11 protein-coding genes and 4 pseudogenes are annotated in these 17,333 nt (G+C 40.7%); 12 read left to right on the top strand and 3 right to left on the bottom strand.

Annotated features, from left to right (window positions below; all coding sequences use genetic code 11):
* The 3 pseudogenes from HC000_RS18690 to HC000_RS13645 all read left to right on the top strand — a co-directional run.
* Window positions 1-75 (top strand): annotated as a pseudogene (locus tag HC000_RS18690) (transposase); the annotation flags it as partial.
* Window positions 76-304: 229 nt separating this feature from the next.
* Window positions 305-1,608, top strand: a pseudogene (locus tag HC000_RS13650) (reverse transcriptase domain-containing protein).
* Between the two features lie 113 nt (window positions 1,609-1,721).
* Window positions 1,722-2,198 (top strand): annotated as a pseudogene (locus HC000_RS13645) (IS3 family transposase); the annotation flags it as partial.
* 247 nt (window positions 2,199-2,445) lie between these two features.
* On the opposite strand, the gene HC000_RS13640 reads toward HC000_RS13645, so the two are convergent.
* Together HC000_RS13640 and HC000_RS13635 are read right to left on the bottom strand one after the other, a co-directional pair.
* Window positions 2,446-3,666 carry a Xaa-Pro peptidase family protein gene (locus tag HC000_RS13640; RefSeq protein ID WP_179807941.1) on the bottom strand — a complete coding sequence of 407 codons (1,221 nt, stop codon included), beginning with the start codon at window positions 3,664-3,666 and terminating at the stop codon, window positions 2,446-2,448.
* Window positions 3,667-3,691: 25 nt separating this feature from the next.
* Complete coding sequence (locus HC000_RS13635; RefSeq protein ID WP_218911014.1) at window positions 3,692-4,981, bottom strand: FAD-dependent oxidoreductase; 1,290 nt, start codon at window positions 4,979-4,981, stop codon at window positions 3,692-3,694.
* Between the two features lie 243 nt (window positions 4,982-5,224).
* Here HC000_RS13635 and HC000_RS13630 point away from each other — a divergent pair, with 243 nt between their 5' ends.
* The 9 genes from HC000_RS13630 (at window position 5,225) to HC000_RS13590 (ending at window position 15,910) form a co-directional block, all read left to right on the top strand.
* A complete protein-coding gene (locus tag HC000_RS13630; RefSeq protein ID WP_179807940.1) occupies window positions 5,225-5,440 on the top strand; it encodes a hypothetical protein in 216 nt (71 codons plus the stop codon).
* 2 nt (window positions 5,441-5,442) lie between these two features.
* Window positions 5,443-6,444, top strand: a complete 1,002-nt coding sequence (locus tag HC000_RS13625; RefSeq protein ID WP_179807939.1) for a 4-hydroxyproline epimerase — start codon at window positions 5,443-5,445, stop codon at window positions 6,442-6,444.
* A gap of 13 nt (window positions 6,445-6,457) precedes the next feature.
* Entirely contained in the window at window positions 6,458-7,954 is a 1,497-nt protein-coding gene (locus HC000_RS13620; protein WP_179807938.1) for an aldehyde dehydrogenase (NADP(+)), read from the top strand.
* A 99-nt stretch (window positions 7,955-8,053) separates the two neighbouring features.
* Window positions 8,054-8,743: a GntR family transcriptional regulator gene (locus HC000_RS13615; protein ID WP_179807937.1), complete on the top strand. Its 690-nt coding sequence runs from the start codon at window positions 8,054-8,056 to the stop codon at window positions 8,741-8,743.
* A gap of 481 nt (window positions 8,744-9,224) precedes the next feature.
* A complete protein-coding gene (locus tag HC000_RS13610; RefSeq protein WP_179807936.1) occupies window positions 9,225-12,218 on the top strand; it encodes a TonB-dependent receptor in 2,994 nt (997 codons plus the stop codon).
* A 211-nt stretch (window positions 12,219-12,429) separates the two neighbouring features.
* The gene (locus HC000_RS13605) at window positions 12,430-13,479 is read left to right on the top strand and encodes a proline racemase family protein (protein WP_179807935.1); all 1,050 of its coding nucleotides are present in this window, start codon (window positions 12,430-12,432) and stop codon (window positions 13,477-13,479) included.
* Window positions 13,476-14,561: a Xaa-Pro peptidase family protein gene (locus HC000_RS13600; RefSeq protein ID WP_179807934.1), complete on the top strand. Its 1,086-nt coding sequence runs from the start codon at window positions 13,476-13,478 to the stop codon at window positions 14,559-14,561. The genes HC000_RS13605 and HC000_RS13600 overlap by 4 nt, the downstream gene beginning before the upstream one ends.
* A gap of 2 nt (window positions 14,562-14,563) precedes the next feature.
* Entirely contained in the window at window positions 14,564-15,508 is a 945-nt protein-coding gene (locus HC000_RS13595) for an ornithine cyclodeaminase family protein (protein ID WP_179807933.1), read from the top strand.
* 6 nt (window positions 15,509-15,514) lie between these two features.
* On the top strand, window positions 15,515-15,910 hold the full coding sequence (locus tag HC000_RS13590) for a hypothetical protein (protein ID WP_179807932.1): 396 nt from the start codon (window positions 15,515-15,517) through the stop codon (window positions 15,908-15,910).
* Window positions 15,911-16,404: 494 nt separating this feature from the next.
* On the opposite strand, the pseudogene HC000_RS13585 reads toward HC000_RS13590, so the two are convergent.
* Window positions 16,405-16,578: pseudogene (locus HC000_RS13585) on the bottom strand (IS66 family transposase); the annotation flags it as partial.
* Between the last annotated feature and the right edge of the window lie 755 nt (window positions 16,579-17,333).

The raw sequence follows: 17,333 nt of genomic DNA, 5'->3' as shown, positions 1-17,333 counted from the left end.
AGTTTGCTCAGTCAGCTTATCACCAGTAAATACCAATACGGGTTACCGCTGTATCGCCAGGAAGCGATGTTTAAGCACGATAAGGTTAAAGACTGCGATCGGCATCCACCCCAATATGTTCGAGTTCAGATAGGTAAACCGGGGAAGGTTTGTTTGAATGCTAAGGGAGCACGGCCCCGATGTCAAACAAGCTGGCGGAGCGTTCGTAGTAGTCTGAGATGGGGAAAGCCCATTACATGGCGAAGGGCCGCAGTTTAATTGATTTGCGCAAGCAAATTACCTGACCTTAATGGGGTGAAGACCTTTGATAATCAGTGAACTGCAACGTAAATTAGCAACATGGACAGCAACCGATAAAGCGCGTCGCGTTAATCGATTGCTGCGCCTTATCAGTCACCCGCAATGGCTTTGCCAAGCGGCTGAAGTAACGCTTTCTTCAAAAGGTGCCAAAACATCTGGCGTTGATGGAATAACTAAAATTCACTTACAGGATAAGCTGACTGATTACTTAGATGGGATCAGAAATGATTTACTCTCGGGTAATTATCAACCAATGCCTGCCAGACGAATTTACATTTCTAAAGCGAATGGAAAGCAACGCCCTTTAGGCATACCCACTTTAAGAGACAGAATAGTGCAACGTGCCATGCTCATGGCAATGGAGCCGATATGGGAAAATGATTTTCATTCACTATCCTACGGTTTTAGACCTGAACGCAGTGTCCATCACGCAATTAGAACTGTTAAGTTACAAATGACAGGCTCAAGTGAACCACGTGGGCGCTGGGTAATTGAAGGGGATTTATCAAGTTATTTTGATACCGCCCACCATCAATTACTTATGACATGTGTGCGTAAACGCATCAATTGTCGACGGTTTAATGAATTGCTCAGGCGGTTCATCAAAGCAGGATATATTGAACGTAACCTATTCTGTGCAACAAGCGAAGGCGTATCAAAGGGTGGTGTTATTTCTCCGTTATTGTCAAAGGTAACAAACAACAAGCAGAAGCCATTCGTGATCAGTGTCGAAATTTTCTTGAAGGTAAACTTAAACTCACACTTAACATGGAGAAAACCCATATTACGCATGTGAATGATGGATTTATCTTCCTTGGTCATAGGATCATAAGGAAACGTGGTCCTAAAGGGAATATGCGTGTGGTGTCTGGTATTCCACATGGTAAGGCTAAAGCATTTTCTCATTCCTTGAGCCAAGCTTTATCCAGTGATCACAGTTGTAGCAAGATAGACAAAGTTGAACAACTCAGCCGCAAGCTTAAAGGCTGGGCGCAATTTTATCGTCATACTGATTATACCGCTAAAGTTTACAGTAAAATTGATCGTATAGTTTTCTGGAAATTAGCAAAATGGCTAGCGCGGAAATATCGTTGCTCCGTTAAGTCATTAATGATGAAGTGGATAAAACGACCGACGCCAAATCAGGCCAAGACTTGGGTATTATTTGGTAAAAGCAATCGAGGTAACTTATGTAGCGCTTCACTATATCGACTGGTGAGCAGTCCTAAGTTGCCCTTTCGTTGGCGATTACCTGAATCAAACCCTTATCTTAGGGATGAAATGAGAAATACTGTCACATCTCGCTAAAGCGATGTTGCAATGGCTGTTAGCCACAATTAATCGGAGAGCCGTATGCGCTGAAAGGTGCACGTACGGTTCGGGGAGGAGAGGCAGAGAAATAGTTCGACTACGTTCTGCCTCTTACTCTACTTTGGATAGACAATCGCTGGGTTTATTTGGCTGTTATTATCGACTTATTTGCTCGTCGTGTGGTTGGCTGGGCAATGTCTGATAAGCCTGATACTGACTTAGTTATTAAAGCATTAGATAGAGCATACGAGCAACGGGGCAAGCCACCTGGGCTGATGTTTCATTCAGATCAAGGCAGTCAGTACAGCGCAAAAAGGTTTCAACAAAGGTTGTGGCGTTACCGAATAAAACAAAGTATGAGTCGCCGAGGGAATTGCTGGGATAATGCGCCAATGGAGCGCCTATTTAGAAGTTTAAAAACAGAATGGGTTCCCTCATTGGGCTATAGTAATTATCAAGAAGCTGAAAAAGATATTAGCAATTATTTGATGAATTATTATAACTGGCACAGGCCACATAGCCATAATCAAATGGTTGCCCCTGTTGTAGCAGAGGGAAAACTTAATTCACTGTCCGGAATTAGTTGACCACAACAGTATACTTTTTTAACGAAATCCCAAGTGTGAGTTTAATTATTCTCCCCTTAATTTAGTTAGTCAATAAAAAACTAGAAAACGGATTGATGCGACACAATCAGGTCGCTAAGCAGATAAGCCAAACCAACTCAAGATACAAAATTCAGCTTTTCACTGTGGCTTAAAACTTTACTTCGCAACAATGCAGTCGGTTTAACGCCAGCAACACTCATATCTTGAGGTGATTCTTAGTAATGACTTATTTATTTAAACCAAATGGGTCATCAATGCTGTGACTCGGTTGAGTAAACCAGCGTGGGCCATTGTCAGTCATATAAAAATGATCTTCTAAACGCACACCAAATTCATCAGGCACCACGAGCATAGGCTCGTTGCTAAAACACATACCTGTTGCCAGTGGTGTTTTATTGCCGCCAACTAAGTAAGGCCATTCGTGAATGTCTAAACCAATGCCGTGGCCGGTGCGGTGTGGGCAACCTGGAGTTTGATATTCAGGGCCTAAATCTTGCGTCGATAAGTAACTACGTGCAGCTGCATCAACTGTTTCACATGATTCGCCTATTTTAGCTGCGTTAAAAGCAGCAATTTGTGCAGCTTTTTCGTAATCCCAAAATTGGCGTTGACGTTCGGTGGCTTCACCAAAAACGTAAGTACGGGTAATGTCAGATAGGTAGTCGTGGACCTTACAACCGGTATCAATGAGTACCATATCGCCGCTTTTAAGAATTTGCGGATCTTTCACTCCATGGGGAAATGACGTTGCCAGACCAAATAATACAATACAAAAATAGTTACCGGGTGCGCCCACTTTTTGATGTGCTTGCTTGATAAAGGCTTCAACTTCGGTCGTACTAATACCTTCATGAAGCATACTGGCTGTAGCTTTATGTACAGCCAGCGTCATATCCATCGCACGTTGCATTAACGCCAGTTCGTTGGCTGATTTATGCATTCGACAATGAGCCGTTACAGGCTGAGCATTGACAAGCTTTAATCCTGTTTGTGCTTTGTTAATCCCATCATAAATAAAAAACTGTGCGCTCTCATCAATCCCTACAGTTGCATTTTCGCTAATGTTGAGCTTTTGCAATACGGATACAAACAGCTGGTATGGATTTTCGTGTTCTTGCCAACTATGCATTGAGCCATCAATAACTTTAAAGCCGTTTAACGAACCAATTTCAAAGTAAGGAGCAATGTATTGTATTTTCCCCGTCGCTGGTAAAATTGCACCAACGAGTCGCTCGCTAGCGTACCAGCGCATTCCCGTAAAATAAGTAAGGTTAGTACCGGCATTTAAATAAATGGCCGCAATGTCATTGACCTGCATATAGGCTTGAGCGTTGGCAATACGTGCTAAATGTTCATCAGCTTGGATCGGTGTTAAATTGCCTGTCATATTGCTTAGGTTTGCAAGTGCTTGCTCTTTAGTTTGGGTACCAATACCAAATGTTGTCATGGTGATTTCCTTTATCCGTCTGTGGCTATTGTGGGTGTGGACGTGCTTCACTGCAAGCAAGTTGCGTTGAAAAGCGGCTAATACAATAAGGCTGTATATTTATGTTTGGTGTGTGGTTTAAACACAAAGCGGTGATCAACTCTGCGGTTACTGCGCCTTGGGTTAACCCTAAGTGCTGGTGACCAAAAGCGAAGTAAAGGTTATGATGTTTGGGGGCGCGGCCAATCACAGGTAAAGAATCCGGTAGCGACGGACGATAGCCCATCCAGGTACTGGCTGCTGTGATCGGTTGATGCGACTCGTCTAATAATGCTCGTGCATGAGGTAATAAAGCCAGCGCTCGTTTATTGTTCATTTTCTTGTTTAACCCTGCAAATTCTACTGTGCCAGCAATTCTTAACCCATGGTTCATTGGTGTCATAATAAAACTACGCTCTGCAGAAGCAACAGGGCGGGATAATCCATGATTAATATCAGCCATACAATGATAACCGCGTTCGGTATCAAGAGGGGTATGATAACCAAGCGGTTTTAATAAGGCGTTGCTCCACGCTCCAGCGGCAATCACTACCTTATTAGCGATATATATATTTTGCTCAGTAATAATCTGATAGTTATTATTATCTTGCTTAACTTCAGTCACTTTTTGCTGACAAAATTGCCCACCTAACTTATTAAATTGTTCTGCTAAATGTATACAAAATAAATGCGGATCAACACTGTGTGCAACCTCTTCAAATAGTAACGCGTATTTAATTGCAGAGGATAAGCTTGGTTCTAGTGCTTGAATCTGATCACGATTAAGTAAGCGTACCTTTATTCCTTGATGCTGATAGGTTTTTAGTGTGTTTTCTATTTCAGCTACAGGGGTTGATTCGAATGTGAGTAAGCTGCCTTTTTTGCTAATCAAGTGGCTAAGTTTATATTCCTTAAGTAGACGTTCATAAGCCGCAAGTGATTGCTCATTAAGTGCTTTTAAAGCCTCAGTATGTGCATGATATTTAATCGTTGGCATGTTTCTTATAAATTTCCAAAACCAAGGTGCCACTTTTACGGCGTAACGCCAATCAATACGAAGTGCTCCTAAAGGGTCGAATAACATAGCGGGTAACTTTTTAAATAACGATGGATGCGCTAACGGAAATATTTGCTCTGTTGCAAAATGCCCAGCATTACCTTTCGAACACCCTTGCGCTAAACCTTGCTCGTCATACAGTGTAACGGTAAATCCTGCGCGCTGTAATTGTAATGCGCTACAAATACCTATAATCCCCGCGCCGATCACGGCGATTTGTTGGTTGTTATTATCCGCCAAAACAGCTTACCTCTTGTTATAAAATCAATACTAAACACTTAATTTACAGGTTATGTATGCATTGCATATCGCTTCAGATATTAGTTTTTAAAAAATCATAGATATTTAATTAAAAATAAATATTTACTTTCAATAAGTTAAGCTTGTTTTTGTTGCTCTAAGAATAAACTTAAAATAGAATATTGATTATTGTATACAATATACTTATTATATCAAGTCTAAACACTAAGTAGGAAAAATTAAATGACCGTAAATAGGCAAGGCACATACCCTGCAGTAACAACTCAGTTCAATGTTCATGATTCAATTAACTTTGCAGAGCAACTAACTGGTCGCGGTGGAGGAACCGTTAGTGCGCCATGTTTAGTGATAACTGCTGACGAAAAAGCAGAAGTGACTGCGCTTTATATTGAAACGATGGCAAATAGCATTGACTTAACTAAATTTAATTCGGATTAAGTATGCGCAAAGGGACATTTTTTTGTATTGACGGCCATACATGTGGTAATCCGGTTAGGCTGATCACTAGTGGGCACCCACTATTACGCGGTCAAACGATGAGTGAGAAACGCCAAGATTTTTTGAAAAATCATGATTGGATAAGACAAGCGCTTATGTTTGAACCACGTGGGCACGATATGATGTCGGGTGGATTCTTATATCCTCCCACAACCGATGATGGTGATGCCGGTATTTTATTTGTTGAAACATCGGGTTGCTTGCCAATGTGTGGCCACGGCACCATGGGCATGGTGACTTTTGCTCTTGAACATGGTTTGTTGCATGCAAAAACGCCAGGGATCTTAAACCTCGACACACCCGCTGGGCGTGTACGAGTTAATTATCTGATGACTGATGGCAAGGTTCAATGGGTTAAAATTTATAATGTACCCGCTTATCTAGCACATCAATCAATTATGATCACTATTGCCGAACTCGGTGAGCTAAGTGTTGATATCGCTTACGGAGGAAACTTTTACATAATTGTACAACCACAAGGTAACTTTAAAGGTATTGAGCACTTAACGGCGGCAGAAATATTAAAATATAGCCCACTTGTGCGTGATGCGATTAACGCTAAGGTTCATTGTGTTCATCCTAACGATCCAACCGTACAAGGGGCCAGTCATGTATTGTGGACCGGTGCCCCCACACACCTAAACTCAACCGCCGCCAATGCGGTTTTTTATGGTGATAAGGCTATAGATAGATCTCCCTGCGGTACTGGCACTAGCGCCCGAATGGCACAGCTATTTAGTAAAGGTGAGCTACAACATGGACAAGAGTTTGTGCATGAAAGTTATATTGGCAGTCAGTTCATAGGTTGTATTGAACAAGTAAGCGAAATTGCTGGTTTACCCGCTATTCTGCCAAGCATACGTGGTTGGTCTCGGGTAACGGGAACCAGCACCATCACAGTCGACGACGACGACCCTTACGCATTTGGGTTTCAAGTAATTTGATCAGGAGCAAAGTATGAAATTAACAGGACAAAGTTTAGTTGCCGGGAAATGGCTTGGTAGTAGCGAACATGGCGAGTTTCAGGCTTTTTCACCTGCAGGTAATAGGCCTTTAGAAACATTATTTTTTAATATCAATAGAGAGCAATTAAACACGGCTATTAATGCCGCAGATAGCGCATTTTTAGAATACCGTAAAACAAGCTATCAGCAACGTGCTGCATTTTTAGATTGCATTGCTGAGCAAATATTATTGCTGGGTGATAAACTTGTTGCGCAAACTCATCAAGAGACGAATTTACCGCTGGCCCGTTTACAAGGCGAACGTATGCGTACGGTTAATCAATTAAAAGCATTTGCAAGTGCTTTACGAACAAATCCCGACTCTCCGTTAGGTTTAAAAATTGTGGATGAAGCCGATGCTACACGTACGCCACTACCTAAACCACATACAGAGCTTAACTATTTACCACTTGGGCCAGTTGCAGTGTTTGGTGCGTCTAATTTTCCGTATGCCTTTTCAACGTTAGGAGGAGACACCGCCGCCGCATTGGCGGCCGGTTGCCCTGTTATTGTAAAAAATCATACCGCGCACCCAGGCACCGGTGAATTAATGGCTCGTGCGGCTTTGGCCGCGATTAAACAATGTGCCATGCCAGTGGGCGTTTTTGCGATGGTGCAAAGTAAAGCATACGCTACTTCTCATCAATTAGTGGCAGCACCGGCAATTAAAGCCGTAGGCTTTACTGGCTCCTTTAATGTAGCAAGTACGCTACAAGCAACGATTGAAAAACGTGATGAACCAATTCCATTTTATGGTGAGTTGGGTAGTATTAACCCACAAATTGTCTTAGCAAATAAAGCGCTAAACCAAGGTGATGAAATCGCCACGGCATTGTGCCAGTCAATGTTGATGGGTAATGGCCAGTTTTGTACCAGCCCTGGACTGTGGTTAATTCCAGCCGGATGTGATGAATTAGAAGCAAGTATTGCGCGTAGTATCAGCAGTGCTGCATCAGACACGCTGCTTACGCCAGGGATCGTTAAAACGTTTAAGCGGCAGATAATTCAACGCAATGAGTTATCTGCAATCAGCTTACTTGCAAAAGGCCAGCTTACAGAGGATTTTCATGCTAACGCTCACGTGTTTAGCTGCGATGTGGATAATTATTTAGCACAGCCGCTCCTGCGCGAAGAAGTTTTTGGCCCTGCGGCTTTAGTTGTTCGGTACGATAGCGAACAACAATTAATGACCATGATCAGCCAATTAGAAGGTCAGCTAACGGCGAGCATACATGGCACACAGGACGATTTAGCAAAGGCTGGGCATTTTATCGAAGCGCTACAATATAAAGTCGGGCGTTTAATACAAAATCAAATGCCAACGGGTGTTGAAGTGTGCGGTTCGATGAATCATGGCGGGCCATTTCCAAGTTCAACAGACGTACGGAGTACCTCTGTTGGCACAAATGCAATGCTGAGGTTTATGCGACCAATTTGCTATCAAGCGTAAAAAATAACAATGGGGCAATAAATTTGTATTGACCCATTCTCTTTAACTAACAAGAGTATAGTTTGGCATATTGGAAAATTTAGGTATAATGTATGCTAAATGCAATTGTTAGGAACCACCAAGGTGATAGAGCACAAAACCCGTACACAGCTTGTAGCGGAAGCGATCCGCGCAAAAATCCTCTCTGGTGAAATTAAAGCAGGCGACCCATTACGTCAAGCAGCATTAGCCACTGAGATGAATGTAAGCCGTATTCCCGTACGCGAAGCCTTATTACAGCTTGAAGCTGAAGGTTTGGTTAATTTTGAAGCGCACAAAGGTGCAACTGCCACACAATTGTCAGCGTCACAAATAGATGAAATATTTGACCTACGGGCTCTACTCGAAGCGGAGTTACTTAGTCACTCAATAAAAAACTTAACGAATCAAGATTTAATTGATGCAGAACTCGTTTTAACCGAGCTTGAAAGCGCCATGGAAGCGGGGGATACACACCTTGTGACAGGGAATTTGAATAGCCGATTCCATGCTAAATTATACAGCCGTGCGCAGCGTCCACAAACCCGTGAACTGGTTGATATATACAGCAAAAACTCTGAGCGTTATGTCCGTATGCATATTTTATTAGCAGGTGGTTTAACCACGGCTCCAGAAGAGCACCGCACTTTACTTGATCTATGCCGAGCTAAGGAAACCAACAAAGCATGTGATTTCCTTAAAAAGCATATTGTTGGCGCTAAAAACGACATCAAAAAACTACTCATAAAAATTGAGGATGAAAAGAAGTAAAAAGTGTTAAGTCATAAGCGGCGGGTAAACTTTGCGTTAGTAGTGCGGAGTTTTCCCTCAGATATAGAAAGTCTATTTTATAGCATAAAAATGTTCAGATATAATGGTATTTAAATATCATAGTTTCAATAAATTCAAAGCTTTAAATGGTTAATTAAAGATTGCCTATATAGATAGATTTATATAAAGCCCTATCAATTTAAAATCTACTGCTAGCTCCTAACTTCTTCTATAAATAAATTGAATATCACAGTAATTATTACGGCCCAGTTTCGCTCATATAATATCCGCGTATGTAAATTATCAACTAAATAAGACTTTAGCCTCATTTTTTAAATATTTACTATCAGAAGATCAGCTACTTATATTAACACATCAAAAAAATGCATATTTAATATTGTATACAATATGTAAATAATGTATATTTTTTGCGTCACTGATTGGGTGGACAACAAAATCAACAGGATCAAGGAACATTTACATGTTTACATATAATAAAAAGCAAAACCGAGGTGTTGGTGTTAAAACATTATTAGCTACAGCGGTAACCGCTGCGTTGATAATGGCACCGGCTGCACACGCAGTAGATGGTAGTAGTATTGTAAAAGGCCATGTAGTGGCACAGGCTGGCAATGATTTAATTGGCGCAACAATTACGCTAAAACATAAAAGTAAAGGCTTGGTTTACACAATTACCAGTAACGCTGAAGGCGATTATTTACTGCGTAACGTCCCTGTCGGTACTTATGATGTCACCATCGTTAAAGATGGTTATCAAACTCTCACTGAAGAAAATGTTGATGTAAGCATTGGGCAATCAATTATTCTTGATATTCAGCTATATAAAGCGGGTACAGATATAGAACGTATTGCAGTAACAGGTGCCGCTATTCGTCGTGTTGATATGGCATCTTCTACATCAGGTTTAACATTTAGTGATTCAGAACTTAAAGCGATGCCAGTCAATACAGGGTTTGAAAGTATTGCTTTACTAGCGCCGGGCACGGCAGCACCTGGTGGTTCAAATTTTAAAGGAGCATCGAGCTTTGGTGGTTCATCGGCGGCTGAAAATGGTTATTATTTTAATGGTTTAAATGTCACTAGTATTCGCACTGGGTTAGGATCAATTCGCTTACCATGGGAAGCGATTTCGCAAACCCAAGTTAAAACTGGCGGTGTGAGTCCTGAGTTTGGTGGGGCATTAGGTGGCATTGTTAATGCAGTATCTAAATCGGGTGATAATGATTTTAATTTTGGTGCGGAGGTACGCTGGGATCCAGACAGCTTGCGTAATCAGCATGATTCAATTTTTCAAGATAATGGCACGGTAAGCACAAATACAAAAAAAAATAGCTACGACTTTAAAGAGATACAATTGTGGGCAAGTGGTGCGATAGTTGAAGACACCTTATTCTTTTACGGCTTATTTGCACCACGCAGAGAAGAATCCAAGGGCGCAGGGCAAACAACATATTCTGATTTTGAACGTGATGAAGACCGTTGGTTTGGTAAATTAGATTGGTTTATTAATGAAAATCACTCCGTTGGTTTTTCTGCAATGAATAACAAACGTAGCTGGACCGATAAAACATTTGCTTATAGTTGGCAAGATAATGTGGTTGGCGCACAACAGGGTGTTGATGCTCCAGGCGAAGATGGCGGTAAAGTTTATAGCATAAACTATAACGGTTACTTTACTGACACGCTTTCTGTGTCCGCTGTTATTGGTCGTGTGACTGAAAATGTTGAAAATGTGGTTGCCTCACCTAATCCTGGTGTATGGGACGAGCGAGACGGTTTTATTACTTTAAGCCAGCATACTAATTCAAATGTGAGCGAGGAAGAATATACTCGCGATCAGGCGCGAATTGATTTTAACTGGGATTTAGATGTCCACTCAATTCAGTTTGGCGTTGATTACACTAAAGTTGATGTTGTTTTCCATTCTGGTCAAAACGGGGTTGGCGATGCTGAAGGCTGGTGGACCGTTAAAACTGCGGGTGAAAATGATATTTCTGGCGCAGCAATAGGCCGTGATTTCATTGAACGTCGTATTCGTACTCGTGATGTCGACTCAGACACAACATCATTAGCATTTTATGTTAATGACTCTTGGCAAGCAACTGATAACTTAGTGTTAAATTTAGGTGTACGGTATAGCCAATTTGAAAATACAGTATCAGACGGCCGTACTTTTGTAGATATGGATAACCAAATCGCACCACGCTTACAAGCTATTTACGACGTGGCGGGCGATGGCAGTGCCAAAGTGTTCGCAACCTATGGGCGTTATTATCAACCCGTATCAGCAAACATGAATGTGACCCAAGGCTCAGCATCAGTAGAATGGTTTGAATACTTTGATTTAGACGATGTTGATAGTACTGGCGCACCGAGTTTGCTGGCTGATGGTTCGCCAAGTCGTGGTGATATGTTACGTGATCGACGCTGGCGTCAACGGGGTATCACAGAGCCGGGATTAATTGCATCAAGTTCTTTAAAACCTATGTACAGTGATGAATTTACTTTAGGCTATCAACAAGAAGTATTCAACACAATGTCAGCAGGTATCCGTGCTATTTATCGTGATCTAGGTCGCAGTGTAGAAGACACCGATGTAGGCCCGATATTAGCTAAAAAACTGGCAGAAATGGGGATCACCGATAATGTCGGTCAAGGTTCTTACTATGTACTGAATAACCCAGGTGAAGCCATTCAAATGTCGTATGATTTTGATGGGGATGGCCAAGTTGATGAAGTTAATTTAAGTGCTGAAGAACTTGCCTTGCCAACAGCGAAACGTAAATATTTAGCGTTAGAGTTTACCCTTGACGGTAATGTAACAGATGATTTGCGCATTAATACTTCATACACATGGTCACACAGTTACGGTAACACCGAAGGTCTAGTTAAAACAGATAACGACCAAGCCGATCCCGGTTGGACAACATCATACGACTATGGTGATTTAATGGATCATGGCTATGGCAACTTACCCAATGACCATCGCCATGCGATAAAATTTAGCGGTGCATATAATATCACAGACGCATTAACAGTGGGTTTAGTGGCTCGTACAATATCGGGGCGTCCGAAAAGCTACTTTTCAGTACATCCATCGGGTGTTGATAGCTGTGAACAAGGCAGCCCATGGGATGCGTGTATAAGCCAAGATTATGATCACGCATCACACTATGATGAAAATGGTGATCCCGCTGCACGTGGTAGTAAAGGTAACTTACCATGGATGACAAACGTTGATATGTCACTTACGTATTACACGGACTTCTTCGGAACTGATATGACACTAAAAGGCACAGTTTATAACCTATTCAATAGCGACAGTGCATTGTCAATTAATGAAGAAAGAACCCAATATGGCAATAACGGACTTGAACTTAACCCAGATTATGGCCTAGTCACAGGACGACAAGGCGAGCGTTATGTTTCATTAGTGGCCCGTATAAAGTTTTAATTATCCCTTGGATAAGCTGTGTTGAATATTAACCATAATAAGATCGTCATTCTAACAGGCGAAATTACTATGATTGGTGTGATGTTTAAGCACATTCTCTATTAAGAGTGATACAGCTTTTTGTGTCGAGCAGGAAACTGCTCGGCATTTTTTAGTTATTGCAGATATAGTCATAAGCAATATATTGTATGCAAATTTAAAGGAGGAAGAAATGAACCCGACTTTATTTTCTCATTGGCAACAGCCAAATAATGATTGGCAAAAAATTCATACTCTTGATATGCATACCGGTGGCGAGCCGTTGCGTATTATTGTTGATGGTTTTGCTCAATTAACCTCAGGCACTATGCTTGAAAAACGTGCCGAATGTTTAGCTAAATTTGACGCTTTACGCCAAGCATTAATGTTTGAACCTCGCGGTCATAGTGATATGTACGGCGCGTTGATCACTGAACCAGAACGCGCAGATAGCCACTTTGGCGTGCTTTTTCTCCATAATGAGGGTTATAGCACTATGTGCGGCCATGCCATTATTGCGCTTGCAACGGCTGCAAAAGACTGCAGTGTTAGCCATTTTCAAGAAGGGATTAATGAACTGCGCATTGATACTCCCGCAGGATTAATTAAAGCGTATATCACGTTGAAAAATAATGTTTTACAGCAGGTATATTTTGATAACGTTGTCAGTTTTGTTGATCAGCAAGATATGCAGGTTGAGTTAGCCATGTATGGCCAAATCAGTTGTGATATAGCATTTGGTGGTGCGTATTACGCCTTTGTTGATGCAGACACAATCGACTTAAATTTAACGCCAGATAATTATCAACAAATAGTGATGTTAGGTAAAGCGATTAAAGAGCAAGTAAATACCCAGTATCAACCGCATCATCCGCAAGATGATGCGTTAGGGTTTTTATATGGGGTTATTTTTTACTCTAACACGCAACTTAGTAATCATGATGTATTTAGCCGTCATGTGTGTATTTTTGCTCAAGGAGAACTTGATAGAAGTCCAACGGGCACGGGGGTCAGTGCTCGTGCCGCACTGGCTTTTGCAAAAGGCCAATTAAAGATTAATCAGGGGTTTAACATTGAAAGCATTTTAGGCTCCGTGTTTAACGTGCAAGTAAAGGAAGCACGCCAGATTGGTGATTTTGCAGGAATTATCCCAAGAGTGAGTGCCAACGCCTTTGTGACCGGCAAGCACACGTTTTTCATTGATCCTCGAGATCCCTTAAAGCAAGGATTTATATTTAAATGAAGACCCATTTTTTACAGCGTCAACAGGTTATTAAAACCCAATTGGCCGCACAGGATCTTAGCGCATTGTTAGTGCTTGGACATGAAAATATTCTTTACTTAAGTGGTTTTAGCGGCAATGCTGCGTATGCGTTAGTAACAGCAGAACGCTGCTTACTTATTACTGATTATCGTTATTTTGAGTTAGCCCAAACACAATGCCAAGGGTTTGATGTTATTAGCCGAGACCGTGATAACGAAAGTTTAGGCCATTGCATTAATCGTTTTTTGACAGAAAATAGTCGATTAGGATTTGATGCTGCTTTTATTAATGTTGCGCTGTGGCAACAAATCGAAACAGAACTATCTCAACATGAGCTGCAACCTATTCAAGGTTTAATAGAACGCCAACGCATGATTAAAAACGATTGGGAAGTGGCGCAAATTAAAGCAGCCGCAGCGATTGCTGATGAAGCTTTAGCACAGACATTGCCGTATTTTAAAGCTGGAGTCAGTGAGCGAGATTTAGCATTAGAACTTGAGTTTAGAATGCAAAAGTTAGGTTCTGAGGGCATGTCATTTTCAACTATTTTAATGTTTGCAGAGCGTACTTCTTTGCCACACGGTAGTCCAAGTGATCAAATACTTAGCGAGGGTGACTTTATTACTTTAGATTTTGGTGCAGTCGTTAATGGCTACCGCTCAGACATGACCCGTAGTTATGTACTTGGACACGCATCAGTAAAACAAAAACAAATTTACGATAGTGTCGCAACCGCACAGCAAACCGCCATTAATTTACTCAAACCGGGAGTCGGTTGTATTGAATTACAAAACGCATCACAACAGGTGCTAGATAATTCTGGGTTTGGTCAATATGCAGGTAAAGGGCTAGGCCATGGGCTTGGTTTGTTTTTACACGAATCCCCATTTATTAATGTCAACAGTGATTATGATTTAGCACTAGGAAATGTCATCACTATAGAACCTGGTATTTATATTCCTGATTATGGTGGTGTGCGACTAGAAGACGATATTCTGATCACCTCATCTGGGTATGAAATTTTAACTCATGCACCTAAACCTTTTGAATTGGAGGTATAAAAATGCAAATTATTGATAAAACTATAATAGACAGCGCACTTAACTTTGAAATGTTATTAGAGGCGATGCAACAAGGTTTTTCTCAACACTTTTGTATGCCAAAACGTAATGTGTACGAACTCAATGAGAGTGACACTAATCATGATGCTTTTGCGGTCTTACCGGCTTGGAATGAGCAATTTATTGGCGTAAAGGCGTTTACCTATTTTCCAAAAAACAGCCAAGCTGGATACGCCTCATTGTACTCAAAAATAATGTTATTTTCACGCGAGTATGGAGAACCACTTGCGCTTGTTGATGGCACATGTATTACGTTATGGCGTACCAGTACGGTGTCAGCATTGGCAAGTCGATATTTATCACGGGAAAATAGTAAGCACCTTGTCTTTTTTGGTAGCGGTAATTTAGCCGCCTATATGATCCGTGCGCACCTAACAGTACGAGATTATAAAACGGTTACACTTGTTGCCCGTAATCAACAAAAAGTCGCCATATTACAAGCGCAACTACAACACGTATTTCCACAGGTGAATTTTGTAATAGGACAAAGTTGCGAAGTACTTATTGGCAGTGCTGACGTGATCAGCTGCGCAACAGGCTCACCAACCCCACTGTTTGATGGTAACTGGTTACAACCGGGTACTCATGTTGACTTAATTGGTAATCATCATAGTGAGCACCGAGAGTGTGATACAGCAACCATCATTCGCAGTCGTGTATATGTTGATAGTAAAATTAATGTACTTGGTGAAGCAGGCGATCTACTATTACCCATCAAAGAAGGGGTTTTTAGTGAGCAGGATGTGTGCGCTGAGTTAGCTGATTTAGCTAAAATTAACACGACTGCGCGCTTTAATGAAACTGATATTACGGTATTTAAGTCTGTTGGCACCGCGCTAAGTGACTTAATTGCAGCTGGCCAAGTTTATCAGTCTTTGCAAGGCTAGCAAAAAATGAGTGCGATGCTGTTGCTGTTGGGAATAGGTTTTATTGTTTTAGGTTTATTGCCTTTATTGAGGTGGTTAAAATGTAAAGTAAGTAAACATCATTGGCGTGTATGCGAAATTGACAGGATTACTTCAGTTGTTAATACCCGCGTAGTAGCATTAGAACTGATGCAGCATAAATTTATGCTAGTCAGTTTTCGTTTTAATGGGCATATACATAGCATATTAGTTGAGTATAACGAGCATTTATGTGCTCGTTATAAATACGGAGAGCGATGTACTTTTTGGGTTGATAAAAGCAATCCCCTGACTGTGTATAATAACACTAGACTTTGGCATGATTTTTCTATTGTTTGGTTATTCTCTGGAGTAAGCCTATGTATAGCAAGTTTTTTTGCGTAAGGTAACCATATTAACATATTTTTGCATCGTAACTATTAAGGTCGTTTACAGCAATGACTAATTTAATCTCGTGTTTTAGGTGACTTTACGCAATCGTTTTTGTTAAATATGTTTTACAGTTACCATAAAATAGAAGCCATATGAGCTATTCCTACTTGTATCTAATTGAATTTTGATACTTTAATTTTATTAAAAATCTTTAGCAACCCTTTACAAAAGCCTTTGTATTTGGAAAATTATGATGAGGTTAAACCATGGTTATTTGGTGGGTGATTATCAGGGCACTTTCATAGGTAGTGCTGTATATATGATTGTCAGCGAATTATTATTGATTATCTATAATACTAATAACTTTATTACAAATAGTATGATGATCACGGTTGAATTTATTATCGAATTCAAACGTGGTCATATTTAAGCTTTATTCGCCTTTATTAGGACCCACAAGTAATTGATACTTTCTGTTATCAAGTGGTTTGTTAGGTTTTGATAATTCAATGTAAGGTGCTTTGACAGCAATCACATACTTTTTCACCCTCATTGAGGTCAACAATCACGTCTACTCGTGGTAATTGCGCCGGCAGTGGGCGGCGTTTCGGTTTGGCTTTTTCTTTCTTTACTGAGGGCGATGTGGCCAATTGCGCTTTATGATACTCATCAAGCGTTTCTTCTGCTTCATTGAATACTTTTTAACTTATTAATAAAAATGTTTGCATTCATTTGAAGCTCTTTTCTTGATTTTATGGTTTGTGTGATAACAACCATTTGATCATGAATTGAGCTTCAACTCAATTTCTTAAGATCTTACCTATGACATGGATGTAGGTAAGGGGCGTGAGCTGGACGCGGAAGCTTTGCTCGGTTTTTACTTATTCTTACAGGGATGTAAGCCAGTAGAATAACGCAGGAGCAGTTATCGAGTCCACTAGGTTACAAACCTCGCGCCGCGATTAAATGGCCCCTAGTTTGAACAAATATTAATCCGCAAAGGTCAAGGTTTATGAGTAAATGTATGTAAAACTTCCTCAAAGATAATTTTCATTTAAATCCATTAATTTCATTCGCTTATGATTTTATTTTGAAATTATTCAACCTGAATAAATCAAATTTATATTACAGGCTTGAATTTAGACTCTTTAGTGAATTCAGCTTAGACTCAATGATACTAACTAATTTAGTGCTCATATCAGCCACGCTTTGTAACTCTATGCCTAGGGGGGGTTAAAGTGATAGAATCCATTGCTTATAAAGCGCGCAGAGAAAAATCTCAGATGTAAACAGCACCAGGCTATCTAGGAAAGAAAAAGGTCGCGCCAATCGAGCAAGTGCACTATTAATTGTTGTTAAATATCATTGCCGGTTCGTAAGTTGTATTGCCACATCTTGTGGCATTACTAAATGTCACCATTAATATTTTTGATAA

It is taken from the genome of Pseudoalteromonas sp. MIP2626, from assembly GCF_013414205.1.
In the GTDB taxonomy this organism is placed as follows: domain Bacteria; phylum Pseudomonadota; class Gammaproteobacteria; order Enterobacterales; family Alteromonadaceae; genus Pseudoalteromonas; species Pseudoalteromonas nigrifaciens.
This window is presented reverse-complemented; position numbering and strand designations above follow the sequence as displayed.

Excerpts from the sequence above, each read along its gene's own strand:
- HC000_RS13640 (WP_179807941.1), bottom strand. The coding sequence starts at position 3,666 with ATGACAACATTTGGTATTGGTACCCAAACTAAAGAGCAAGCACTTGCA.
- HC000_RS13630 (WP_179807940.1), top strand. The coding sequence starts at position 5,225 with ATGACCGTAAATAGGCAAGGCACATACCCTGCAGTAACAACTCAGTTC.
- HC000_RS13625 (WP_179807939.1), top strand. The coding sequence starts at position 5,443 with ATGCGCAAAGGGACATTTTTTTGTATTGACGGCCATACATGTGGTAAT.
- HC000_RS13620 (WP_179807938.1), top strand. The coding sequence starts at position 6,458 with ATGAAATTAACAGGACAAAGTTTAGTTGCCGGGAAATGGCTTGGTAGT.
- HC000_RS13615 (WP_179807937.1), top strand. The coding sequence starts at position 8,054 with ATGCAATTGTTAGGAACCACCAAGGTGATAGAGCACAAAACCCGTACA.
- HC000_RS13610 (WP_179807936.1), top strand. The coding sequence starts at position 9,225 with ATGTTTACATATAATAAAAAGCAAAACCGAGGTGTTGGTGTTAAAACA.
- HC000_RS13605 (WP_179807935.1), top strand. The coding sequence starts at position 12,430 with ATGAACCCGACTTTATTTTCTCATTGGCAACAGCCAAATAATGATTGG.
- HC000_RS13600 (WP_179807934.1), top strand. The coding sequence starts at position 13,476 with ATGAAGACCCATTTTTTACAGCGTCAACAGGTTATTAAAACCCAATTG.
- HC000_RS13595 (WP_179807933.1), top strand. The coding sequence starts at position 14,564 with ATGCAAATTATTGATAAAACTATAATAGACAGCGCACTTAACTTTGAA.
- HC000_RS13590 (WP_179807932.1), top strand. The coding sequence starts at position 15,515 with ATGAGTGCGATGCTGTTGCTGTTGGGAATAGGTTTTATTGTTTTAGGT.